The sequence below is a fragment of the Thalassobaculum sp. genome (genome assembly GCF_040219215.1).
In the GTDB taxonomy this organism is placed as follows: domain Bacteria; phylum Pseudomonadota; class Alphaproteobacteria; order Thalassobaculales; family Thalassobaculaceae; genus Thalassobaculum_A.
This window is the reverse complement of the sequence record NZ_JAVJSX010000039.1, coordinates 42,707-66,807: the sequence shown is the minus strand read 5'-3', so window position 1 is coordinate 66,807 and position 24,101 is coordinate 42,707. Positions and strand designations below refer to the sequence as shown.

Annotated in this window: 22 protein-coding genes; 4 read left to right on the top strand and 18 right to left on the bottom strand. The window is 65.1% G+C overall.

Annotated features, from left to right (window positions below; genetic code table 11):
• Positions 1–3 precede the first annotated feature (3 nt).
• The 7 genes from trkA to ccsA all read right to left on the bottom strand — a co-directional run bounded on the left by trkA (position 4) and on the right by ccsA (position 9,643).
• On the bottom strand, positions 4–1,380 hold the full coding sequence (gene trkA / locus RIC54_RS24575) for a Trk system potassium transporter TrkA (RefSeq protein ID WP_350094874.1): 1,377 nt from the start codon (positions 1,378–1,380) through the stop codon (positions 4–6).
• Between the two features lie 9 nt (positions 1,381–1,389).
• Positions 1,390–2,787 (bottom strand): nitrogen assimilation response regulator NtrX, encoded by a 1,398-nt coding sequence (ntrX, locus tag RIC54_RS24570; protein ID WP_350094871.1) that lies wholly within the window; start codon positions 2,785–2,787, stop codon positions 1,390–1,392.
• Positions 2,777–5,098, bottom strand: coding sequence for a sensor histidine kinase NtrY-like (locus RIC54_RS24565; RefSeq protein ID WP_350094868.1), 2,322 nt, complete (start codon positions 5,096–5,098; stop codon positions 2,777–2,779). The genes ntrX and RIC54_RS24565 overlap by 11 nt, the downstream gene beginning before the upstream one ends.
• 57 nt (positions 5,099–5,155) lie before the next feature.
• Complete coding sequence (gene ntrC, locus RIC54_RS24560; protein WP_350151531.1) at positions 5,156–6,628, bottom strand: nitrogen regulation protein NR(I); 1,473 nt, start codon at positions 6,626–6,628, stop codon at positions 5,156–5,158.
• A complete protein-coding gene (locus RIC54_RS24555; protein WP_350094862.1) occupies positions 6,625–7,788 on the bottom strand; it encodes a two-component system sensor histidine kinase NtrB in 1,164 nt (387 codons plus the stop codon). The genes ntrC and RIC54_RS24555 overlap by 4 nt, the downstream gene beginning before the upstream one ends.
• A complete protein-coding gene (dusB, locus tag RIC54_RS24550; protein WP_350094859.1) occupies positions 7,785–8,771 on the bottom strand; it encodes a tRNA dihydrouridine synthase DusB in 987 nt (328 codons plus the stop codon). Before dusB ends, RIC54_RS24555 begins: the two co-directional genes overlap by 4 nt.
• 74 nt (positions 8,772–8,845) lie before the next feature.
• Positions 8,846–9,643 carry a cytochrome c biogenesis protein CcsA gene (ccsA, locus tag RIC54_RS24545; protein ID WP_350094856.1) on the bottom strand — a complete coding sequence of 266 codons (798 nt, stop codon included), beginning with the start codon at positions 9,641–9,643 and terminating at the stop codon, positions 8,846–8,848.
• A gap of 98 nt (positions 9,644–9,741) precedes the next feature.
• Here ccsA and RIC54_RS24540 point away from each other — a divergent pair, with 98 nt between their 5' ends.
• From RIC54_RS24540 to RIC54_RS24530, 3 genes are read left to right on the top strand one after another with little or no spacing between them, the layout of a single operon-like run.
• Entirely contained in the window at positions 9,742–10,911 is a 1,170-nt protein-coding gene (locus RIC54_RS24540) for a bifunctional 2-C-methyl-D-erythritol 4-phosphate cytidylyltransferase/2-C-methyl-D-erythritol 2,4-cyclodiphosphate synthase (protein WP_350094853.1), read from the top strand.
• Entirely contained in the window at positions 10,904–11,386 is a 483-nt protein-coding gene (locus RIC54_RS24535) for a phosphatidylglycerophosphatase A family protein (protein WP_350094850.1), read from the top strand. Before RIC54_RS24540 ends, RIC54_RS24535 begins: the two co-directional genes overlap by 8 nt.
• A 17-nt stretch (positions 11,387–11,403) precedes the next feature.
• Complete coding sequence (locus RIC54_RS24530) at positions 11,404–11,916, top strand: CinA family protein (protein ID WP_350094847.1); 513 nt, start codon at positions 11,404–11,406, stop codon at positions 11,914–11,916.
• Here RIC54_RS24530 and RIC54_RS24525 read toward each other — a convergent pair.
• The 9 genes from RIC54_RS24525 to eno form a co-directional block, all read right to left on the bottom strand.
• Entirely contained in the window at positions 11,898–12,359 is a 462-nt protein-coding gene (locus RIC54_RS24525) for a type II toxin-antitoxin system RatA family toxin (RefSeq protein ID WP_350094844.1), read from the bottom strand. The two genes, RIC54_RS24530 and RIC54_RS24525, sit on opposite strands and share 19 nt — an antisense overlap.
• Positions 12,360–12,381: 22 nt before the next feature.
• Positions 12,382–13,413, bottom strand: coding sequence for a lipoyl synthase (gene lipA / locus RIC54_RS24520; protein ID WP_350094841.1), 1,032 nt, complete (start codon positions 13,411–13,413; stop codon positions 12,382–12,384).
• A 34-nt stretch (positions 13,414–13,447) separates the two neighbouring features.
• The gene (gene lpdA, locus RIC54_RS24515; RefSeq protein WP_350094838.1) at positions 13,448–14,860 is read right to left on the bottom strand and encodes a dihydrolipoyl dehydrogenase; all 1,413 of its coding nucleotides are present in this window, start codon (positions 14,858–14,860) and stop codon (positions 13,448–13,450) included.
• Between the two features lie 18 nt (positions 14,861–14,878).
• Positions 14,879–16,180, bottom strand: coding sequence for a pyruvate dehydrogenase complex dihydrolipoamide acetyltransferase (locus RIC54_RS24510; RefSeq protein WP_350094835.1), 1,302 nt, complete (start codon positions 16,178–16,180; stop codon positions 14,879–14,881).
• A gap of 15 nt (positions 16,181–16,195) precedes the next feature.
• Positions 16,196–17,617: a pyruvate dehydrogenase complex E1 component subunit beta gene (locus RIC54_RS24505; RefSeq protein WP_350094832.1), complete on the bottom strand. Its 1,422-nt coding sequence runs from the start codon at positions 17,615–17,617 to the stop codon at positions 16,196–16,198.
• Positions 17,618–17,663: 46 nt separating this feature from the next.
• Complete coding sequence (pdhA, locus tag RIC54_RS24500) at positions 17,664–18,728, bottom strand: pyruvate dehydrogenase (acetyl-transferring) E1 component subunit alpha (protein WP_350094829.1); 1,065 nt, start codon at positions 18,726–18,728, stop codon at positions 17,664–17,666.
• A 145-nt stretch (positions 18,729–18,873) separates the two neighbouring features.
• A complete protein-coding gene (locus RIC54_RS24495) occupies positions 18,874–19,245 on the bottom strand; it encodes an FtsB family cell division protein (RefSeq protein ID WP_350094825.1) in 372 nt (123 codons plus the stop codon).
• Positions 19,246–19,365: 120 nt separating this feature from the next.
• Positions 19,366–19,935 carry a hypothetical protein gene (locus RIC54_RS24490; protein WP_350094822.1) on the bottom strand — a complete coding sequence of 190 codons (570 nt, stop codon included), beginning with the start codon at positions 19,933–19,935 and terminating at the stop codon, positions 19,366–19,368.
• Positions 19,932–21,218: a phosphopyruvate hydratase gene (gene eno / locus RIC54_RS24485; RefSeq protein WP_350094819.1), complete on the bottom strand. Its 1,287-nt coding sequence runs from the start codon at positions 21,216–21,218 to the stop codon at positions 19,932–19,934. The genes RIC54_RS24490 and eno overlap by 4 nt, the downstream gene beginning before the upstream one ends.
• A gap of 114 nt (positions 21,219–21,332) precedes the next feature.
• Between eno and RIC54_RS24480 the strand changes: the two genes are divergently transcribed.
• Positions 21,333–21,812: a cupin domain-containing protein gene (locus RIC54_RS24480; protein ID WP_350094816.1), complete on the top strand. Its 480-nt coding sequence runs from the start codon at positions 21,333–21,335 to the stop codon at positions 21,810–21,812.
• Between the two features lie 4 nt (positions 21,813–21,816).
• Here the strand turns inward: RIC54_RS24480 and RIC54_RS24475 are convergent, their stop codons facing one another.
• Entirely contained in the window at positions 21,817–23,211 is a 1,395-nt protein-coding gene (locus RIC54_RS24475; RefSeq protein WP_350094813.1) for a tetratricopeptide repeat protein, read from the bottom strand.
• Between the two features lie 40 nt (positions 23,212–23,251).
• Positions 23,252–24,097: a 3-deoxy-8-phosphooctulonate synthase gene (gene kdsA / locus RIC54_RS24470; RefSeq protein ID WP_350151528.1), complete on the bottom strand. Its 846-nt coding sequence runs from the start codon at positions 24,095–24,097 to the stop codon at positions 23,252–23,254.
• Between the last annotated feature and the right edge of the window lie 4 nt (positions 24,098–24,101).

Here is a 24,101-nt window from a genome sequence, read left to right as displayed (position 1 = left end):
GTCTCAGAAAAAGTCCAGCCTGACCGTGAACAGCTTCTCGACCTTTTTGACCGCCTCATAGGTCGCGAAGACGACGACGCGATCCTTCGCTTCGACCACCGTTTCGCCGCGCGGAACGATGACCTGACCGTCACGAACGATGGCGCCGATGATGACCCCCGATGGCAGACGCGCATCCTTGAGCGGCCGTCCGACCAGCGGCGAGGTGTCGAGAGCTTCGGCCTCGATGACCTCACCGAAATCCTCGCGCAGCGAGTAAACGCTGCGGATTCGACCACGCCGCACATGCTGCAGGATCGACGATACGGTGATCGCCCTGGGGTTGACGACCGCGTCGATGCCGAGCTGCGTGATCAACGGCGCATAGGTCAGTGTGTTGATCAGCGTAACTGTACGGCCGCAACCCGAGCGCTTGGCCAGCAGCGAACTCAGGATGTTGACCTCGTCATCGTTTGATACCGCGACGAACGTTTCGGTCTGGGCGATGTTTGCTTCATCGAGGATTTCCGGATCGAGCACGTCGCCATTCAGGACCATGGTCCGGTTCAGCGTCTGGGCAATGTATCGCGCCCGATCCCGGGAGAACTCGATGATCTTGGTGTTGACCCCTGGATGGTCGCGCTCGATTTCCTGGGCCAGCGTTAGGCCGATGTTCCCGCCCCCGGCAATGACCACGCTGCGCGCTTCGGGTTCTTCGTGGCCGAAGCTGGCCAGCGCACGGGACAGATGCGTGCTGTCGCAGACGAAATAGACCTCGTCGCCCGGCAGCATCTGGTCTTCGGGCTTCGGGACGATCGCACGCTCATCGCGCAGGATGCCGACGATGACGATCGCCAGGTCGGTGAACAGGGACGTCAACTGCCGCAACGGGGTGTTGGCGATCGGCGTGTTCTCGTCGCAGCGCACACCGACAACGCGGACCTTGCCGTCGGCCATCGGCACCACGTCAAGGGCGCCGGGAACCTGCAAACGACGGCCGATCGCGCGTGCCACCTCGCGTTCCGGCGAGATGATGACGTCGATCGGCATGTGCTCGCGGGAGAACAGATCCGCCCAGATCGGCAGCAGGTAATTCTGGTTGCGGACGCGGGCGATCTTGGTCGGAACGTTGAACAGCGAGTGGCCGACTTGACAGGCCACCATGTTGACCTCGTCGGAATAGGTCACGGCGATCAGCATGTCGGCGTCTCGGGCACCGGCCAGTTCGAGGGTGCCGGGATGGGACGCGAAGCCATTGATGGCGCGGACGTCCAGGGTGTCGCTGATTTTCTGGATCAGCGCTGGCTCCTGGTCGATCACCGTCACGTCGTTGTTCTCGCCCGCAAGATGACGGGCGATGCTGGTGCCGACTTGGCCGGCGCCGCAGATGATGACTTTCATGGGTTGTCCTCAACCGGCCGGGCGGACCAGCTTCTCCCCTTGGAACACCCCAAGTGACTTCATCTTGCGATGCAGTGCGGAGCGTTCCATGCCAATGAAGGTGGCGGTCCGGGAAATATTGCCGCCGAACCGATTGACCTGGGATATCAGGTACTCCCGCTCGAACGTCTCTCGGGCTTCGCGCAACGCCATGCCCATGATCTCGCTCCCCTTGTCCCATTTCAGGGTGGCGGGAGTTGTCGACCCGATCTCCGGCGGCAGTTGGTCGGCGCGGATCGGTTCGCGTGGATCACCGGCCGCCATGATCAACACCCAGTCGATCACGTTGCGCAACTGCCGAACGTTGCCCGGCCAGTCATAGGCCTGCAGTGCAGCGACAGAATCCTCTCCGAGGGTGCGAACCACCATGCCGCCGTTTTCAGCCGTCTGGCGTACGAAATGCCTCGCCAGGATGGGAACATCCTCGCGACGTTCCCGCAGCGGCGGCACGCGGATCGGCACGACGTTCAGTCGGTAGAACAGATCCTCGCGGAACCGGCCTGCCCCCATTTCCAACTGCAGGTCACGGTTCGTGGCAGCCACGACCCGGACATCGACCTCGACCTCGGTCTCGCCGCCAATCCGCCGAAACGCCTGCTCCTGCAGGACGCGGAGGATCTTGCCCTGGGTCTCGATCGGCATGTCGGCAACTTCGTCGAGCAGCAGCGTGCCTTTGTGCGCAAGCTCCAACGTACCGACGGTGCGCGCCTCGCGCCCGCCGGGCTCTGTGCCGAACAGTTCCGACTCCAGGCGGTCCGGCGTCAGCGTGGCGCAGTTGAGAACTACGAAAGGCCCGTCGGCCCGCCGGGAGCGCTCATGAATGCGGCGGGCAACGACTTCCTTGCCGGCGCCGGCAGGCCCGGTGATCAGGACGCGGCTGCCGGTCGGCGCCACCTTCTCAATGGCGCTGCGCACGGCGTTGAGGCCGGTGGACAATCCGATCAGATCGGTCGCCGAGCCAGCCCGGCGGCGGAGTTCGTGCACCTCCCGCCGCAGCTTGGCGGACTCGACCGCGCGTTCGATCATGAACAACAGGCGATCAGCCTTGAACGGCTTCTCGATGAAGTCGTACGCGCCCTTCTTGATCGCCGCCACGGCCGTTTCAATCGTGCCATGCCCGGAAATCATGATGACCGGAAGGTCCGGGTGATCGCGTCTGACTTCATCAAGGATTCCGATGCCGTCGAGGTGGCTGTTCTGCAGCCAGATATCGAGAACGACCAGCGACGGCATCCGCCGGCGAATCTCATCCAGCGCTTCGCGAGCGTTCGCGGCCGACCGGGTATCATAGCCTTCGTCTTCGAGGATTCCGGCGATCAGCATCCGAATATCGGCTTCGTCGTCGACGATCAGAATGTCATTCGCCATGGGACTCGGATGCCGGGTCGGTTTCGGTCTGCGTCGGTGCGTCCGTTTCAAACATCAAGCTGACAATAGCACCGCCGCCGGGACGGTCTCTTAGCTCGACGGATCCTCCGTGATCTTCCATGATTTTCTTCACTATTGCCAGTCCGAGCCCGGTTCCTTTCTCCCGCGTGGTGACGTACGGCTCGGTCAAACGGTCCCTGTCGGTTTCGGGAAGCCCTCTCCCATTGTCCGAAATCACCACGGAGAGCCGGGCGTCCTGGTACTGCGCCGCCACCTCGATCTCGTCGCGCGCCGGACCCTCGCCGGTGTCGCCGAGCTCCTGGCGTCGCCCTTCGATCGCATCCATCGCATTCTGCAGAAGGTTGGTCAGCGCCTGGCGGATCTGCCGCGAATCGCAGATGACGGTGATCGGCTCGGCAGGAAGGGTGGTGGTGAACGTGATGTCCGCTCGGCCAGCCCGCTGCAGGTCCACGGCACTGGTGATCAGTTCACCGATGGTCTCAGGCCGCATGACCGGTGTCGGCATCCGAGCGAACGCCGAGAACTCGTCGACCATACGACCGATGTCCCCGACCTGACGAACGATGGTATCGGTCATCCGCTCGAACGTTTCCGGGTCGGATACGATCTCGGAGAGATATTTGCGCTTCAGACGCTCCGCCGACAACTGGATCGGGGTTAGCGGATTCTTGATCTCGTGTGCGATGCGGCGTGCGATATCGGCCCAGGCGGCTTTGCGCTGTGCCGCCAGGAGTTCCGTCACATCGTCGAATGTCGCCACAAACCCGGTGATCTGGCCGGCCGCGCTGTCCGCCGCGATCCGCGCCAGGAGCGTCTTGCGCTGATCGTCGGCACCGTGAACGACGACCTGATCCTCGGCATCGCGCCATGGCCGGCGGCGTGCCTCGGCGATCAGGGGAGCAAATTCCGGGAGCAGGTCCTGGAGCGGCTGGCCGATCGCAGCGTCCAGATCGAGCCCAAGCAGTCGGCTCGCCGATCGGTTGGGCAGATTGACGTTGCCGGCCGGATCGAGGCCGATGACGCCCGCCGAAACCCCGCCCAGTACCGCCTCCGAGAAGCGCCTCCGCTCATCGAGCTGTTGATTGGCGTCGATCAACTCCGTGCGCTGGGATTCAAGCTGTGCGGTCATCCGGTTGAACGCCCGGCTCAAGGTGGCCAGTTCGTCCACTGCCTCGGAGGGCGACACCCTGATCGACAGGTCGCCGGCACGAACCCGTTCGGCCACGCGGATCAGCGCGCTGACCGGCCGCGCGATCCGGTCTGCCAACAGAAGGCCGACCCAGCTTGCCGCGAGCAGCAGCAGCAGGGCCACCAGCGCGAACACGATCGCGAACGTCAGTTGGAAATCGAACCGCTTGCCTTCCAGCGCCCGGTATTGCGACACGGCTTCCTGGGTGCGCTCGACGTGGGCCAGCAGTGCCGGGTCAACGAAACGGCCCACGAACAGAAACGCGTCGACGAACTGATTTAGCGCTACCAGCGCTCGAATTCGATCGTCGTTCTCGCTCGTCAGGATGACCACCTCGCCGTCTCTCGCCTGCGCCATTGCCCTTTCGGGTAGCGGCTCAAATTCGAACGAGAACGAGAGACTGGACCGGGCGAGCGGGCGCCCCGAACCGTCGAAGACCACGGCTTCCGTCAGGTTCCGAACCGCAGCCTGGGCGGACATGATCTGATTGAAGCGCCGGGTGTCCGACAACAGGAAGGGCGCCTCCCGGTTCAGGTCATTGGCCATGGCCAACGCATCGCCACGGATCGTTTGCCGGTGCTCGTCCAGATAGGCTTCGGCAACCGCGGTTGAACTCTTCACAGCGGTAGCGACCCGCTCGCTGAACCAGCTGCGCAGCCCGAAGTCGAAGAAAACCGCCGAGAATATCGATACGATCAGGGTCGGGGTGACGGCGACGGCGGCGAACATGACCGCCAGGCGAACGTGCAGGCGCGACCCGGCCTGGCCGCGCCGCCGCTCGAGCCAGATCCGGACCAGTTGCCGGGTGACCAGCGCACCAAGGGCGAGCAGGAACGCAATGTTGAGGTAAACGGCGGCCAGCACCATGTCCGGCTCGGGGCCGAGCGGTCCCGAGCCGGTCAGGATCACCGCGGTGCCAACGCCAGAGATGATGGCCAGGGCGGCCAGGGCAAGCGCCAGCCGGCGCTCAAGGTCGACCCGCCGGGCCCAGCGCAGGAAGGCATTCAGCCGCGGCGTGCCAATGGCGCTCGGCGCGGCCGGATGCGCGGCCGGCGCTTCGGCGGACTCAGCCTGTATCGGCGGTGTTGTGGCGTCGGTCATCGAGCCCGAGGCTTGTGTGCGGTCGCGACCATGAAGTGCCGTGCGGTCATCGGCGCGTTACAGGTCGGAACGTACGCCACGGATTACCGGGATGTCCAACTCGCGGATCTTCTTGCGCAAGGTGTTTCGATTCAGGCCAAGGACTTCGGCCGCCTTGATCTGATTGCCGCGCGTCGCGTTGAGGCACAACGTGACCAGCGGACGCTCGACCTCCCGCAGGATCCGATCGTACAGGCCCGGTGCCGGCAGCCCGTCCTGATGGGCGCTGAAATACAGGGTCAAGTGGTGTTCGACGGCGCTGGACAGGTTGTCTGGGCTGCTGTCGCCGGACAGCGTCTCGCGCTCGACCGTGTCGGCCAGTTCGGCATCGATCGCTTCCTCGCCGATGGTCTCTTCGGCGTACAGTGCGGACAGCCGTCGGCACAGATTCTCCAGTTCCCGCACGTTGCCCGGCCACGCGTAACGTTGAAGACGGGCCAAGGCTCCCGGGTCCAGGTGCTTGATCGGCAGACCTTCCTGAGGAAGCTGCAGGAAAAAATGCCGTGCGAGATCCGGAACATCTTCAACCCGTTCTCGCAGCGCCGGCAATCGGATCGGAACCACGTTCAGACGGTAGAACAGGTCTTCGCGGAACAGCCCCTGGCGGATCAACTGCCTGAGATCCCGGTGGGTGGCTGCAACGATGCGCACATCGGCCCGGATCGGGAGTCGGCCGCCGACCGTCGTGTACTCGCCTTCCTGCAGTACCCGCAGCAAGCGGGTCTGCGCTTCCAGCGGCATGTCGCCGATCTCATCCAGGAACAGCGTCCCCCCCTGGGCCTGCTCGAACCGTCCGGTGGCCCGTACGGTCGCGCCGGTGAACGCCCCCTTCTCGTGTCCGAACAGTTCCGATTCGATCAATTCTCGCGGGATCGCCGCCATGTTGATGGCGACGAACGGGCCGTCGCGACGCTTGCCGTAGTCGTGCAGCGCGCGCGCCACCAATTCCTTTCCCGTTCCGGACTCACCCGTGATCATCACGGTCAGGTCGGTGCCCATCAGCCGGGCCAATACCCGGTAGATGTCCTGCATCGCCGGCGACCGGCCAATCAGCGGCAGCGGCTCCTCCGTCGGAAGCGCCGGTTCCGCCTGATCGGCCGTCACGACAGGCGCTGCGGTCGGCGCCGACAGCGCTTTTCGAACGGTGGCGATCAACTCGTTCAGATCGAACGGTTTCGGCAGATACTCAAAAGCGCCCCGCTCGCTCGCCTTGACGGCGGTCAGCAGCGTGTTCTGGGCGCTCATGACGATCACGCGCAGGTCGGGCCGGGCCCTGCGGATGCGAGGCAGCATGTCGAGCCCGTTCTCGTCGGGCATCACCACGTCGGTGATCACCAGATCGCCCTCGCCCTCCTCAACCCATTGCCACAGCCCTGCGGCCGTGCCCGTGCTCTTCACGTCGTAACCCAGTCGGGCCAACGCCTGGTTCAGCACCGTCCGGATCGCTCGATCGTCGTCAGCGACCAGAATGGATGCGCGCTGATCGGTCATGGCACGCTCTCTTCCTCGACTCCGGCCCGTCGCCGGACCCGCCGCGGTTTCGGCTCGTCGGTGATCGGAAAGGTCAGGCGGAACGTCGTACGGCGAGCGGCCGAGTCCACCTCGATGACACCGCCGTGATCGGCGACGGTCTTGGCGACGAATGCGAGGCCGAGGCCGGATCCGTTGATCTTGGTGGTCACGAACGGCTCGAACAGGTTCGCGCGCAGGTCTTCGGATATGCCGGGTCCGTTGTCCTGGACAGCAACCTGCAGCGGCAGGTGCAGCCGCTCGCGCGAGCCGGGTACGGCGACCCGCATGCCGTGACGGTAGCTGGTGGTCAGCGTGATTTCGCCACCGTCCCCGGGAACCGCCTCGCACGCGTTCTTGATCAGGTTCAGGAATACCTGAACCAGCAGATCCCGGTTGCCGAGAACCGGTGGCAGTGACGGATCGTAGCGTTCCACAAACGTGACGTGCCGGCCGAAACCGTTCTGCGCAATCCGACGGCAGCGCTCCAGCACTTCATGGATGTTCACGGGGCCGCGCTGGATCGGGCGCTCGTCGGAGAACACCTCCATGCGGTCGACCAGAGCGCAGATCCGGTCGGTTTCATCGCAGATCAGTTGGGTCAGCGTGGCGTCTTCGGCCGACACTGACTGTTCGAGAAGCTGTGCAGCCCCCCGGATGCCCGACAACGGATTCTTCACCTCATGCGCCAGCATCGACGCCATCGCCGTTACCGAACGCGCCGCACCTCGGTATGACAGCTGTCTGTGCATCTTGAAGGCGATCGAGCGCTCCTGGAGGCTTATGGCGACGCAGCCGGCCGTTTCCGGAATCGGTGAAATCTGGACGTTCACGGTGCGTTGGCCGAGCTTCGGCGATTCGATCACCAGGTCGTAGTCCGACAGGCTGGACTGGGTGACACGTGCCTGTTCGACCATGCTGGTCAACGGACTGTCGTCAGGAATCCAGTCAGACAATGGACGGCCAGCTGCGTGCGCGGCGCTGGCCCCGATCAGGTCTTCTCCCGCCATGTTCAGCGAGATCACGTGGTTGTCGGCATCGACCACCACCACCGCCGACGACAGCGCGTTCAAGACCGATGTCCCGTCTATTGCGGGATTGCCACGCCGCCGGCGCGCCGTCCTGGCCGTTCCAGCGCTCACGCCGCTCTCCGCTCGATCAGGGGGTCGAAGTACCGGTCGATCGCGACGAACACCCGCTGCGGCTCGACGGTGTTGTTCACTGCCTGGCGAAACCCGGCGGAGTCCGGCAGGCCTTGGCTGTACCAGCCGATGTGTTTGCGGGCGTTGCGCAACCCGGAATGGACGCCGTAGTGCAACAGCATCGCATCCAGGTGCCGCACGATGAGCAATTTCAGTTCGTCGAGCGAGGGCGCCGGAACCGGTGCTTCGTCGGCAAGCCGGGCGGCGACCTGCTTGAGGATCCAGGGCCGGCCATAGGCGCCGCGACCGATCATAACGCCATCGGCACCGGATTCCCTCAGACACTGCGCGGCATCCTCCGGCGAGGCGATGTCACCGTTGGCGACAACAGGTACGGAAACCGCGTCCTTGACCTGGCGGATGAACGCCCAATCGGCCTGGCCTGTGTACATCTGGCAGCGCGTGCGGCCGTGAACGGTGATCATGCGCACGCCGGCGTCTTCGGCGATCTTTGCCAGGCGCGGCGCGTTGCGGTCGTTGTCGTCCCAGCCGGTACGCATCTTCAGCGTCACCGGCACAGCGACCGCGTTCACGACCGCTGAAATGATCTGGCCGGCCAAGGTTTCGTCGCGCATCAGCGCCGATCCGGCCAGGCGATTGACCACCTTCTTGGCGGGGCATCCCATATTGATGTCGATGACGGCAGCGCCACCTTCGACCGCCAGCCGCGCCGCTTCCGCCATCGTGGCTGGATCCCAACCGGCGAGCTGAACCACGGCCGGGGTATCGTCGGTGTCGATCTCGGCCTTCAGGAGTTCTTCGCGAACCTCCCGCAACATGGCGTCGCTGGCGATCATCTCGGAAATCACCAAGCCGACCCCAAAGCTCCGCACGATCCGACGGTACGGCCGGTCGGTCACGCCGGACATCGGCGCAAGCAACACTGGGTCCCGCAGGGAGATCGGTCCGATCGATATGCTCATAATTTGGGCATGACAATTCGTTGATGAATTCTTGGGCAATGGTAACGTCGTCGACGGGAATGGCAAGCGCGGCGTTACGGCCCGAGCAGGAGCGCGTGAACCGCCTTCACGCCAGGATAGGCCAGGGTCAACAGCAGGTAGACCAAAAGCACCACCCGCGCCGCCCGACGGCCGCGCAGGCCGGACCGTGCGTGGAGCACAAGAACGGTCGCAACCATCGCGAACGCGATAACCGACAGCACCGTCTTGTGATCCAGGATCAGCGGTCGGCCGGTTTCCGAAAGCTCCAACACCGTGCCACTGGCGATGCCGACACCGAGGACCACCAGCGCCATCAGCAGCAACTGGAACTGCAGGCGATCAGCATCGGCGACCGCCGGCAGACCGGCACGCCACCCGTCCTCGTTCTTGGCCTTGAGCGCAGCCTCTTTGAGCACCACCGCAAGGCCGGCCACCGCCGCCAGCGTGGCAAGGGCATAGGTCGTCAGCGATACCAGGATATGGATGACCACCCAGGCACTCGGCAACGAGTCGACGACCCCGGCCGGTGTCGGCCTTGCGGTCATCGTCGCAAGCAACGCGACAAGCAGCAGGTAAGGCCCCAGCAGGCAAATCAACCGACCGGCCCAGGGGCGGACCAGCACCGTTCCGGCGTAGACCACCAGCGTCGCCGCCACGCTGATCCACAATGCCGTGCCGAGGCCAGGATCCCAGTGCCCCAGCAACCGGTTTACGCTCCAGCCGATGGCTCCGACGCCGGCAATGAGCACTGCAGCCCACAGTCGCGGGCCGGCGCCCGACTCCGGGCGCAGCGCCATAAGGGCGGCCGGGACGAGAGAGGCAAGCGCCGACAGGTTCAGGGCAAGAGACATGAGCCGATGCCTACACTAAGATCGTTCACCGCTCCAGGGGCGCCAGATGCGAAGGCCTGCCCGGCCACGGACCGACCGACGACGAGGAAATCCAGCACGTGACGACCATCGCGCTGATCGTGGCCGCCGGAAGCGGCGAGCGAGCCGGCGGCGGCTTGCCCAAGCAGTATCGGCCGCTCGGCGGCGTGCCGGTGCTTCGGCATTGCCTGAAGCCGTTTCTGGATCATCCGCGGGTCGACTCGGTCGGGGTGGTGATCGCCGACGGTCATCAGGACCTCTACGCTGCTGCTACCTGCGGGCTGAGGCTGCTTGACCCGGTGATCGGCGGGGCCGAGCGTCAGGACTCGGTGCGGCGCGGGCTGGAGGCCCTTGCCGACCACACGCCCCACATCGTTCTGATTCACGATGCCGCGCGCCCATTCGTGCCGGCGGCGATGATCGACCGGGTGCTCGACGCGCTCTCGGCATCGCCGGCGGCAGTGCCGGTCCTGCCGGTGGTCGATACGCTGAAGCGCGGCCGCGACGGCAAGGTGGCGGAGACCGTGTCGCGCGACGGGCTGTGGCGGGCCCAGACGCCGCAGGGGTTCCGGTATGCCGAGGCGCTTGCAGTTCATCGTGCGGCTGTCGGTACGCCGCCAGCTACCGACGATGCGGCCCTGGCCGAACGGGCCGGTCTTGCAGTCGCATTGGTCGAAGGTTCGGAGGACGCCATGAAGCTGACAACCGGCGATGACCTGGCGCGCGCCGAAGCGCGGTTGACCAACCACCTCGAGACGCGGGTCGGCACCGGGTTCGACGTGCATCGGATCGGCCCCGGGACGTCAATGATTCTCGGAGGGGTCTCGATTCCGAATGATGGAGCGTTGGTCGGTCACTCCGATGCCGACGTTGCCCTGCATGCACTGACCGACGCAATCCTGGGCGCGATGGCCGACGGCGATATCGGCGCGCATTTCCCACCCAGCGACCCGCAGTGGCGCGGCGCGCCGTCGGACCGGTTCCTGGCCGATGCCGTGCGCCGTGTCGTGGCGCGAGGGGGCCGTATCAGCCATCTGGATCTGACGATCATCTGTGAGCGACCCAAGATCGGGCCACACCGCGACACCATCCGGGCGCGCATCGCCGAGATCTGCGGGGTTCACCTGGAGCGCGTGTCGGTCAAGGCGACGACGACCGAGCGGCTCGGCTTCACCGGGCGCCAGGAGGGTGTGGCCGCTCAGGCCGTCGCAACTCTGCTGCTGCCGACTCCGGAGGGCAGTGGTGCGTGATCGCCCTTCCCTTGCCAATCCGCGGATCCTGATCGCAACCGGGCTTGGCAGCGGCTATCTGCCAGGCATGCCCGGCACATGGGGCTCGGCCGTCGCGGTTGCGTTGGCATGGCCGATCGCCGAGTTCGGCGGATCGCTCGCCCTGCTGGCCGCAGCCATGCTGGCGGCCGTCGCCGGAATCCCGGCAATCCGCGCCTATCAGAACCAGAGCGGCCGGGTCGACCCCGGCGCCATCGTGATCGACGAGGTCGCCGGTCAGTGGCTGGCATTGGCCGCCTGCCCGCCGGACCCGCTGTGGTGGCTGGGCGCCTTCCTGGCGTTTCGTGCGCTCGATATCCTGAAACCGCCGCCGGCAAACTGGATCGACCAACGGATGAAGACTGCCGAAGGCGTCATGCTCGACGATCTGGTGGCCGGGTTCTACGCTTTCGCCATCATCCTGCTCGCCCGCTGGGCGATCGCCCCGACCGCCTGAGATTGCCGGAGATCCACATGCTGCCCGTGGCCTTGACCGATGCCGCCTCCGCCCTGATCGACGCCTGCCGGGAGGCCGGGCTGACGATCGCTACCGCGGAATCCTGCACCGGCGGCTTGGTGGCAGGATGCCTGACCGAGGTGCCCGGATCGTCCGACGTCCTTGAGCGCGGCTTCGTGACCTACTCGAACGATGCCAAGACCGAGCAGCTCGGCGTGCCGGCGCCGATGATCAGCCGCCATGGCGCGGTTTCGGAGGAAGTTGCCAAGGCAATGGCGATCGGCGCGCTGGCCCGCTCGCGCGCGCTTCTGACCATCTCGATCACCGGGGTCGCAGGTCCGGGCGGTGGCACGGCAAGCAAACCGGTGGGGCTGGTGCATTTTGCGTCCGCGATGACCGGAGGCATCACGATGACCGAGCGGCACGAGTTCGACGGCAATCGTTCCGACATCCGTCGCGAGGCGGTGCGTACCGCGTTGCGGATGCTGGCCGACCGGATCCCCAGGGAAGTCTATCGTTCGCCGGATTGAACCGGACCTGCCGTTCCGTACAGCGCGTCGGCGCGGGTCTCGAACGCCTGGACCATGCGCCGGACCGCCTCGTTGAAAAACAGGCCGATCACGCTCTGCAGCATCCGGTTCCTGAACTCGAAATCCACGTAGAAATCGATCAGGCAGCCGTCCGGATGCTCGGTGAAGACCCAGTGGTTGTTCAGGTATCGGAACGGGCCCTCGGTATAGGTCACGTCGATCCGTAGATTGTCGGGCTGCGGCTCCACCCGGGAGGTAAAGCGCTCGCGGATCATCTTGTAGCCAATCACCAGGTCGGCGAAGAGCACCCGGCCATCGCGCCGCTTGATGCGCGCACCGATGCACCACGGCAGGAACTCCGGGTAGCGCTCGACGTCGGCGACCAAGTGGAAAAGCTGCTCGGGGCGGTGGTGCACCACCCGCTTCTCAGCGTGCGTCGGCATACCGTGCGCGGTTTCCGTCGGGCTATTCGGCGGCCGGAGCAGCCAACGCATCGGCCTCCGACACCTGCTCGCCGTTCAGACGACGGTCGCGGGCGCTGCGAAGCCGGGCAAAATCGTCACCGGCGAAGTACGACGAGCGGGTCAGCGGCGACGACGACACCATCAGGAAGCCCTTGGCATAGGCAAAACGAGCGTAAGCGTCGAACTCCGCCGGCTCCACGAACCGGTCGACGATGTGATGCTTCGGCGTCGGCTGCAGGTACTGGCCGATGGTCATGAAGTCGACATCGGCGGCCCGCAGATCGTCCATCAGCTGCAGGACCTCCTCGCGCCCCTCGCCTAGGCCGACCATGATGCCAGACTTGGTGAACATCGCCGGATCCAGCTCCTTCACCTGCTGCAGCAGGCGCAGGGAGGCGAAGTACCGCGCACCCGGCCGAACCTCGCCGTACAGGCGCGGCACGGTCTCGAGGTTGTGATTGAAGACATCCGGCCTGGCGCCGACGACCATGGCCAGCGCGTCCTTCTTGCGCAGGAAGTCTGGCGTCAGAACCTCGATGGTGGTCCGTGGGGAGGCCCGGCGGATGCGCAGGATGGTCTCCGCGAAATGCCCGGCCCCACCGTCATCCAGATCGTCGCGGTCAACCGAGGTGATCACGACGTGGCTGAGGCCAAGCTTGGCAACCGACTGCGCCACGTTCTCCGGCTCGTGCGGATCGAGCTGGTCGGGACGCCCGGTCGCGACGTTACAGAACGAACAGGCTCGCGTGCACACCGAGCCCAGGATCATCATGGTGGCGTGCTTCTTCGACCAGCACTCGCCGATGTTCGGGCAGGCAGCTTCCTCGCACACGGTGTGCAGGTTGTGCTCGCGCATGATGCGCCGGGTCTCGTGATAGGTCGCCGAGGTCGGCGCCTTCACCCGGATCCAGGCCGGCTTGCGCTTCTGCACCGGGTTGTCCGGGCGGTGCGCCTTCTCGGGATGGCGCACGCGCTCGGGCTGAGCGCCGACACTATCGTGTGTCGTCGTCGCCACGGGGCTCGTCTCGCTCATCAACAATCCTTTCGCGGTCGCGGAATGGACCGCCTCAGAAGTGGATGGCCCGGCCGTACGCGTCAAGCACCGACTCGTGCATCATTTCCGACAGGGTCGGGTGCGGGAACACCGCATGCATCAGCTCGGCCTCGGTGGTCTCCAGGGTCATGGCCACGCCGTAGCCCTGGATCAGCTCCGTCACTTCGGCGCCGATCATGTGGGCGCCCAGCAACTCGCCGGTCTTCTTGTCGAACACGGTCTTGACCATGCCGTCGGGTTCGCCGAGCGCGATCGCCTTGCCGTTGCCGACGAACGGGAACCGACCGACCCGGATGTCGTAGCCGGCGGCCTTGGCCTTCGCCTCGCTCAGCCCGACGCTGGCGATCTGAGGGCGGCAGTAGGTGCAGCCCGGGATCTTGCGCACGTCCAGCGGGTGCAGGCCCTTCACGCCGGCGATCCGCTCGACGCAGATCACACCCTCGTGGCTGGCCTTATGGGCGAGCCACGGCGGGCCGGCAATGTCGCCAATCGCAAAGACGCCGGGTTCACCGGTCTCCATCCATTCGTTGATCACCACGTGGGTCTTCTCGACCTTCACCTTGGTGCCTTCCAGGCCGATGTCCTCGACGTTGCCGACGATGCCAACCGCCAGGATGACCTTCTCGACCTCGATGGTCTCGGACTTGCCGCCAACCTCGATGGTCGCCTTGGCACCCTTGCCGGCCTTCTCGAGCTTGCTGATCTTGACGCCGGTCTTGATCGTCATGCCCTGCTTGGCGAACTGCTTCAGTGCGATCGCCGAGATCTCCTCGTCCTCCGCCGGCAGGATGCGGTCCAGGACTTCGAGGACGGTGACGGAGCAGCCCATGTCGTGGTGGAAGCTGGCGAACTCCATGCCGATCGCGCCGGAACCAATGACCAGCAGGCTTTTGGGCATGCTGTCCGGAACCATCGCCTCCTTGTAGGTCACGATGGTCTTGCCGTCCGGCTCCATGCCCGGCAGCGTCCGCGCCCGGGCGCCGGTGGCAAGGATCACGTTCTTCGCCGTGTAGCTGCCGACAGGCTTTCCGTCCTTGCTGACGTCGATCTTGCGCAGCCCGCCCTGGGTGCCTGCCAGCTTGCCGTGGCCATCGACGACCGTGACCTTGTTCTTCTTCAACAGGTGCGCGACGCCGCCGGACAGCTGCTTGGCGACCTTTCGTGACCGCTGAACCACTTTGTTAAGATCGTACGATATGTCTTTGGCAGAAAAGCCATAAGCATCAAGGTTGTGCAGGATGTGCGAGACCTCGGACGAGCGCAGCAGCGCCTTGGTCGGGATGCAGCCCCAGTTGAGGCAGATGCCCCCCAGGTGCTCCCGCTCGATAACCGCGGCCTTCATGCCGAGTTGGGCTGCGCGGATCGCCGCGACGTACCCGCCCGGGCCGCCTCCGACGACGATGACGTCGAATTGGGTTTCGGCCATTGCGGTCCCTCCCCGATCTCAGAGCAGCATGGTGAGCGGGTCTTCGACCAGCTTCTTGAAGGCGGCCAGGAACTGCGCACCGATGGCGCCGTCCACCACCCGGTGATCGACCGACAGCGTGCAACTCATCACCGTAGCGATGGCGAGAGCACCGTCCTTGACCACCGCGCGCTGCTCGCCGGCGCCGACCGCCAGGATGGCGCCCTGGGGCGGGTTGATGACCGCGGCGAAGTCCTTGATGCCGAACATGCCGAGGTTCGAGATCGAGAAGGTCCCGCCCTGGAACTCCTCCGGCTTCAGCTTGCGATCGCGCGCCCGGGTCGCCAGGTCCTTCATCTCCGCGGAGATTTGCTTCAGGCCTTTGGAGCCCGCATCCCTGATGACCGGCGTGATCAGGCCATCGTCAATCGCGACCGCGACCGAGATGTCGACCTGCTTGTAGATCCGGATCGCTTTTTCGGTCCACGAGGCGTTGGCCGCCGGGACCTTCTTCAGCGCCAGGGCCGCCGCACGGATCACCAGGTCGTTGACCGACAGCTTGAAGTCGTCGCCCTTGGCGTTCAGGTCTTTGCGGACCTTCAGCAGTTCGTCGATCTCGCAGTCGATCGTCAGGTAGAAGTGCGGCGCGAATTGCTTGGACTCGGTCAGGCGCTTGGCGATGACCTTGCGCATGCCGGAGTTCGGGGTCTCTTCGTAGTCGGGCATACCCGGCACGTCGGCCGACGGAGCCTGGCCGAGCGAAGGCGCAGCAGCTGCAGGGGCCGGAGCCGCTGTCGCTGCGGCCTTCTTCGGGGCACCGCCAGAGACCGCAGCCTCGATGTCGGCCTTCACGATCCGGCCGTTCGGCCCGGAACCCTTGACGGCTCCCAGATCGATCCCGGCCTGCTCGGCCATCCGCTTTGCCAGCGGGCTGGCGAACACCCGGTCGCCGGAAGCCTTGGGAGCCGGCGCGGCTGGCGCTTCGGCCTTTGCCGGTTCGGCCTTGGCGGCGGATTGCGGAGCAGCTGCCTCGGCCGCCGGTGCGGGCTTCGGCGCTGGCGCGTGACCTCCATCGGAGGGAATATCGCCGGCGCTCTCGCCCTCTTCCAGCAACCAGGCGATGACCGCGTTGACCGCCACGCCCTCGGTGCCTTCGGCTACGACGATCTTGCCGATCTTGCCCTCTTCGACCGCCTCGACCTCCATGGTGGCCTTGTCGGTCTCGATTTCGGCAATCACGTCACCGGCGCTGATCGTGTCGCCTTCCTTGACGTGCCACTTGGCGAGGTTGCCCTCGCTCATGGTGGGCGACAAAGCCGGCATCAGGATGGAAATCGGCATGGTTCCGGCTCTCCCTTACGAGCGGTAGCAGACCGCCTTGACCGCCTGGACGATGTTGTCCACCTGCGGCAGGGCCAGCTTTTCGAGGTTGGCGGCGTAGGGCATCGGCACGTCGGCGCCGGCGACCCGGGCAACCGGCGCATCCAGATAGTCGAACGCGTGCTCCATCATCAGTGCCGAGATCTCCGACCCGATGCCGGAGAATGCCCAGCCTTCCTCGGTCGTCACCAGTCGGTTGGTCTTCTTGACCGACGTCACGAGCGTCTCGATATCCAGCGGGCGAATGGTACGCAGGTCGATGACCTCGGCCTCAATGCCCTCCTCGGCCAGCTTCTCGGCGGCTTCCAGGGCCTTGCCGACCATGATCGAGAACGCCGTGATGGTGACGTCCTTGCCCGAACGCACGATCTTTGCCTTGCCGATCGGCAACACGAAGTCGGGGTCGGTCGGGACATCGAACGACTGCCCGTACAGAACCTCGTTCTCCAGGAAGATGATTGGGTTCGGATCGCGGATCGCGGCCTTCAGCAGGCCCTTCGCATCGGCGGCCGACCACGGTGCTATCACCTTCAAGCCCGGGCAATGCGCGTACCAGCTCGCGTAGCATTGCGAGTGCTGGGCGGCCACGCGGGAGGCGGCGCCGTTCGGGCCGCGGAACACGATCGGGCACCCCATCTGGCCGCCCGACATGTACAGCGTCTTGGCTGCCGAGTTGATGATCTGGTCGATCGCCTGCATGGCGAAGTTGAAGGTCATGAACTCGACCACCGGCTTCAGCTTGCCGAACGCCGCGCCGACTGCCATGCCGGCGAAGCCGTGCTCGGTGATCGGCGTGTCGATCACCCGCTTGGCGCCGAACTCAGCCAGCAGGCCCTGCGTCACTTTATAGGCGCCCTGGTACTCGGCCACTTCCTCGCCCATGACGAAGACTTCGTCGTCGCCGCGCATCTCCTCGGCCATGGCGTCGCGCAGGGCCTCGCGCACGGTCTGGCGCTGGGTGTCCTTGAAGAACCTGTCTTCATCGATGCTCGGAACCGGCACACGCACCGAGGTGTGGGCCGGTGCACCTGGCAGGGAGGGCGCCTCCGGGGCGCCTTCGGGTCCCACCCCGCTGCTGGCGCTTTGCGCGCCCTGCTCGGGAGCGGACGGTTCCGAAGCAGCAGCGCCGTCCTCGGGTATGTCGCCAGCGCTCTCGCCCTCGTCGAGCAGGTAGGCGATCACGGCGTTCACCGCCACGCCTTCGGTGCCTTCGGAGATTACGATCTTGCCGATCGTCCCCTCGTCGACCGCCTCGACTTCCATTGTCGCCTTGTCGGTCTCAATCTCGGCGATCACGTCGCCGGCTTTGACCGTGTCGCCCTGCTTGACGTGCCACTTGGCCAGATTGCCTTCGGTCATCGTCGGCGACAAGGCCGGCATAAGTACGGGTGTCGGCATGCGTTTTCCCCTCGTGCGGGCGCCGCGGGCCGCGGCCGCTCCGGCGTCAGGCCTCTACGAGAATGTCCGTCCAGAGCTCGGCAACATCCGGCTCGGGGCTCTGCTGGGCGAAATCAGCGGCGTCGGTCACCAAGTCCTTCACCTCGCGATCAACCTTCTTCAAGGTCTCCTCGTCGACCTTGCGCTCGATCAACACGCGCCGCAGGGAGTCGATCGGATCGTGCTCCTGGCGCATCTTGTTGACCTCCTCCTTGCTCCGGTACTTGGCCGGGTCGGACATGGAGTGGCCGCGATAGCGGTAGGTCTTCATTTCCAGGATATACGGACCCTTGCCTGCGCGGCAGTACGCAACGGCCTTGTCGCCGGCCGCCTTGACTGCCGTCACGCTCATCCCGTCGATTTCCTCGCCCGGGATGCCGTAGGCGTGCCCACGCTCGGCCAGGGACGGCCCCGCGGCAGCGCGGGTCACCGAAGTACCCATGCCGTACTTGTTGTTCTCGATGATGAAGATCACCGGCAGTTTCCAGAGAGCCGCCATGTTGAAGCTCTCGTACACCTGCCCCTGGTTGACGGCACCATCGCCCATGTAGGTCAGCGAGACCCGGTCGGTGCCACGGTAGCGGTGGTTGAAGGCGAGCCCGGTGCCGATCGGAACCTGCGCACCGACGATGCCGTGCCCGCCGAAGAAGTTCTTCTCCCGGCTGAACATGTGCATCGAGCCGCCCTTGCCTCGGGAATACCCCCCGATCCGACCGGTCAGCTCCGCCATCACGCCGCGTGCTTCCATGCCGGTCGCCAGCATATGGCCGTGGTCGCGGTACGAGGTCACGACCGTGTCACCCTCGCCGATCGCGGCCTGCATGCCGACGACGACGGCTTCCTGGCCAATGTACAGGTGGCAGAACCCGCCAATCAGGCCCATGCCGTACAATTGGCCGGCCTTCTCCTCAAAGCGGCGGATGACCAGCATGTCGCGGTAGTACTCGACAAGCTGTTCGACCGATGGCTCGGACGACGTTGATTTTTTGGTGGAGCGGGTCGAGCGAGCCGCCGCGGCCTTGCTCCGGCCCGACTGGCTCGAGGTCGACTTTTTGGTTGCCGCACCTGCCATGAGAGTCCCCCTGCGCATCGTCTGCGGACGGCACGATGCAATCGCACCGTACCTACCCGTAAACAATTAGGGGAAGACCCTGGTTATTGCAAGAGCGCTAAGCGTTTGCGCTGCAACGCAAAAATGTCAATTAACTGAATTTAAGTTAATTGGCTGAAATCGTTCGGCGAACACTCGTCAGACCGGCAAGCCGGGCGGTCGGAACGGTCGCAGCACCCATGATTAGCCCGTCCGACGGCACGAAACCCAACACCAAGCGCGCACGTTCTTCCAACAGGTCCGCGTCAAGACTGTCGGGCCGGAGCATCGCAACACGCTTTTCGAAAGCAGCCTGCTCGCGGGACAACCGATCGCGGACGACGCGGGCCTCGGCAACCTCGCCGTCAAGGCGCTGCCAAGCCCGGATGCCTCGGTCGCCTTCCACTGCATGGTACGCAAAGTACGCAACAAGCAGAGACCCGATCAGTGGCCCGACGACGTGTCGAGCACGGCGCTTGAGCTCGGGGATCAGGGTCATGGCGTCCTCCACGTCGGCGACACTCGAATTGAATCATGACGCCACGGGTCGAACAACGTGAACGAATCGCGAATCTTTCCTAATAATTCACCAATAAACTCAGCCTGTTGCCAAAAGGACTCAGCCGTGTTCGGCGTTCGCCCTGTCAAGCGCACGCTCGCGCCAGGCATTCAGTGTCAGGGCGACGGTCACGGCATTCCCTGGCATGTGAGCCGGCTCCAGTCCGATCGGGAGCGACCGTCCCCGGCCACTCAGGAACCGGTTCAACCGAACCAGGAGGCCTCGGTCACCCTCGGCGTCGTAGACCACGTATGTCTGACGCATACCGCGTCCGGGCAGCATAGTGGCCAGCACGAAATCCGACACTTCGGTCCAGCGGTGCTGCCGGGTGTGGAACATGCTGCGCACGACAAAGCCTTCCTCGAACAGCTCAACGCGTCGCCGTCCCCCGAACGTCGCCAGGCCAGGAAGAACGATACCGGCAACCAGCCCCAACAACGCGATCGACCAGCCAAGCTCAGGCTTCGGCGGCTGGCCCAGGGCCATCGACAGCCCGAGACCGGCAACCGTGAAGAACAGCCCGGCCTGAACCACGGCGCGCCAGATCGGCTGCCCAAAGCTATTGATGCCAAGCAGGGTCCGCGGGTCGATCGGCTGCGGCTCGGCAGAATCGCTCTGTGCGCGGCTCACTCGGCTAACGGCGCCAGGGATGACCGCCCGGCATAGCGCCCGGCGGCGCCCAGGGCCTCCTCGATGCGGAGCAACTGGTTGTACTTCGCGGTACGGTCGGATCGGGACAGCGATCCGGTCTTGATCTGACCGGCGTTGGTCGCAACCGCCAGATCGGCGATCGTCGCATCCTCGGTCTCGCCGGAGCGGTGCGACATCACCGTGCCGAAGCGCGCGCGCTGGGCCATTGAAACGGTTTCGAGCGTCTCGGAGAGCGTGCCTATCTGGTTGACCTTCACCAGGATGGCGTTGCCGGACTTCTCGGCAATGCCACGCTTCAACCGCTTGGAATTGGTCACGAACAGATCGTCGCCGACGATCTGCACCTTGGAGCCTAGTTCCGCGGTCAGGGCCTTGAAGCCATCCCAGTCATCCTCGCTCAGCGCATCCTCGATCGACACGATCGGATAGCGCGCAGCCAGGTCGGCATAGAGCTTGATCATGCCGGCCGCATCCAACGTCTTGCCCTCACCTTCCAGGACGTACTTTCCGTTCTTGAAGAACTCGGTGGAAGCCGGGTCGAGGGCGATCATGACATCTTCACCCGGCCGGTACCCGGCCGCCTCGATCGCTTTCACGACGGCGGCCAGCGCCTCGTCAGCGCTTTTCATGTCCGGCGCGAACCCACCTTCGTCACCGACATTGGTGTTGTGGCCGGCGGCCGACAGTTGCTTGCGCAGGGAGTGGAATATCTCCGATCCGGCCCGCAGCGCTTCCCTGAATGTCGGGAACGCCACCGGCATGATCATGAATTCCTGGAAGTCGATCGGGTTGTCCGCGTGGGCACCGCCGTTGATGATGTTCATCATCGGCGTCGGCAGCACGTGAGCGTACGCTCCGCCAACGTAGCGCCACAATGGCAACCCCATTTCGTCGGCCTGGGCCTTGGCGACGGCCATCGACACGCCGAGCAGCGCGTTGGCGCCGAGCCGGCTCTTGTTCTCGGTCCCGTCCAACTCGAGCAGCGCACGGTCGATCAGGAGTTGCTCGGCGGCATCGCGCCCAGACAGCGCATCGAAGATCTCGCCGTTTACGGCGTCGACTGCCTGCTGGACCCCCTTGCCTCCGTAGCGGTTGGCATCGCCGTCCCGTTTCTCGACCGCCTCATAGGCACCGGTAGACGCCCCGGACGGTACCCCTGCCCGGCCGAAGGCGCCGGTTTCGAGGGTAACGTCGACCTCCACCGTCGGATTGCCGCGGCTATCCAGTATCTCGCGGGCGGTGATGTCGATGATCGCGCTCATGGGCGGGCTCCTGAGGACCGAAACGGTGCGGGAGAAATAGCGCCCGACCGCTGGAGGTTCAATTGATTTGCCGTCTAGACTGATCAGACAACGTTTGCGATCGCGAGTAGCTCCATGCCCGAGAAGCCAAAACCGCCGGCGTTCGAGGCGATGACCGTCGCCCCCCATGTGGGGAACGCCTATCCGGCGGCCTTCGCCGGTCCTTCGTCGGAGCGGATCAAGCGTCGCCTCAGCGACCATGGCGGGCTGACGCATTTTGGCGTGAACCACGTAATCTTGCCGCCGCGCTGCCAGTCTTCGGTGCGACACTGGCATACCCGTGAGGACGAGTTCGTGATGGTGCTGACCGGGACCGTCACACTGGTCACCGATGCCGGCGAACAGACCCTCGGCCCCGGTATGTGCGCAGCGTTCCCCGCCGGCCGACCCGATGGCCACGCCCTGCTGAACCGGACGGATACCGAGGCTACGTACCTTGAAGTCGGCGGCCGCGTCGACGGTGACGAGGTCGACTATCCGGACGTCGACATGCAGGTCCGGTGGATAGACGGCGACTACGTGTTCGTGCGCCGCAGCGACGGTACGCCCTACTGATCCGTCAGGCCGCCGACAACACCGTCTCTGCCTGACGTTCAGCGTCCAGGGCTGCTTCCGGCGCACCATCCGCCCTGAGGGCGGCAGCGTAATTGCGCCAGCTCCAGGCGCTGCGTGGCTTCAGCGCTGTGCGCTCGGCCAACAGCCGCCGGGCGATCCTGGGTCTGGCCTTTACGGCGGCGGCGATCAGGACCTCCTCGAACAGATCGCGCTGAGCGTGGCTGCCACCCATGCAGTAGAGGTCGTATCGGATCGGCAGCAGTGCATCGACCGCTGTTCCAGCATCGCCCCTGGCGAACGCTGCAAGTGCGGCCGCGGTACCAACCCCGACCCGCGCCGACACCCTGCCTTGGGCCACGGCAGAGTTTGCATAACCTTCGAGCTGTGCAGCCATCCGCGCTGCCGCCTCGGTCTCTCCGCTCTTGAGCAACGCGATGAGGTAGTGCAGCGATACGAAGATCAGTTCGCGGTCGTCGACATGGCGCATCGAGACCTCGGCCAAGCCCTTCCATCGATCACCGACATCGACGCCGTACATTTCCAGCCGCCACAGCAGCGACGCGGCGTTGCAGACGTCCAGGTACATGTCGCTGGCAATGTCCGACGCGACATAGTCGTCGTAAATCGACAGCACCTGTTCGAACTCGTGGCGTTCCAGATGGTACAATGCGCGGTGCCAGTACAGGTGGAAGCGAAAATTGTTGGTGGTCGACCAGTCCGCCTCGTGCCGGTTCACCCAGGCGATACCCTCGGAGTGCCGACCCTGCATCTCCATGACATGGGCCACCGCATGTACCGACCAGGCGTCCTTCGGATTGCGCTCGACTGCCATGCGGCCGAAGCGCTCGCCGCGGGCGTAATCGCCGGATTCCTCGAGCGCGAAACCGTACATGCCGTGGACGTAGCCGATATCGGGATCCGCATCGGTCCATTGCGGCAGAACGCGCGCCACGCTGTCACGCATCTTGCGCGCCTCACCGGCATAGAAATGGTTGAAGTGCGCCAGGCGCAGCGCGAACACGTCCTTGGGATGGTCCAGCAGGATGGCTTCCCAGGTGTCCGTGGTCCGATCGAGGTCGTCGGCGCACCACGCACGCAGCGCTTCCAGGTGCAGATGCTCGCGGTCGGTGGCGTCGGCTGACTCGAACAGCCGTTCCGCCTCGACGAGGCTCTTGCGTGCCCGTTCCGACATGGCGGCACTGCCGAACAGCTTGAAGAAATATCCCTTGGCGACGTGGGCCAGCGGCATGTCGCGGTCGTCGGCCAGCAGCGCCTTCAATTGGTCGCCGATGTCACGTCCGAAGCCGAGATAGGCGCTGACAAGGTCGTCGAACCGCACCGCCGAGTCGGGGTGATTGGTGGTGTAGGCGAGGCCGTAACGGCCGGCGGTGCGCGCCATGCGGCACCCTCCCATGAATCGATGCGCGGGACCCGGATTGTCAGTCGATCGCGACTGGATGGGCCTTGGCGATCCTATCGAAGGCGACAAAGGTGTCCAGGAGGGCAGGCAGATCGGCAAGCCGCACCATGTTCGGTCCGTCGGACGGCGCGTTGTCCGGATCGGGGTGGCACTCCATGAAGACCGCAGCCGCACCCACCGCCAACGCGGCACGCGCCAGTACCGGAGCGAACTCGCGCTGGCCGCCGCTCGAGGTTCCCTTGCCGCCGGGCTGAGCGACGGAATGGGTGGCGTCGAACACGACCGGGTATCCGGTCTTCGCCATCTCCGGCAGGCTGCGCATGTCCGAGACCAGGGTGTTGTAGCCGAAGCTGACGCCCCGCTCGGTCAACAGGATCCGACGGTTGCCGGTCGAGGCGACCTTGTCGGCAACGTTCTTCATTTCCCACGGCGCCAGGAACTGGCCCTTCTTGACGTTGACCACCTTCCCGGTCGAACCGGCCGCGAGCAGCAGGTCGGTCTGCCGGCACAGGAACGCCGGTATCTGCAGCACGTCGACGTGCTCGGCCGCGACCGCACATTGCGGCGGCTCGTGCACGTCGGTCAGCACCGGGCAACCAAAACGCTCGCGCACATCGGCCAGGATCTGCAGCCCGGCTGCCATGCCGATCCCGCGCTGGCCTGCCACGCTGGTCCGGTTGGCCTTGTCGTAGGACGATTTGTAGATCAGCGGAACACCCGCCTTGCCGCAGAGCGCCACCAGGATCTCCGCGACTTCCATCGCGTGATCGCGGCTCTCGATCTGACACGGCCCGGCAATCAGCGTAAACGGATGATCGTTGGCGATCGTGATGCTGCCCACGGTGACGGGCTTGATTGTGGTCATGGCG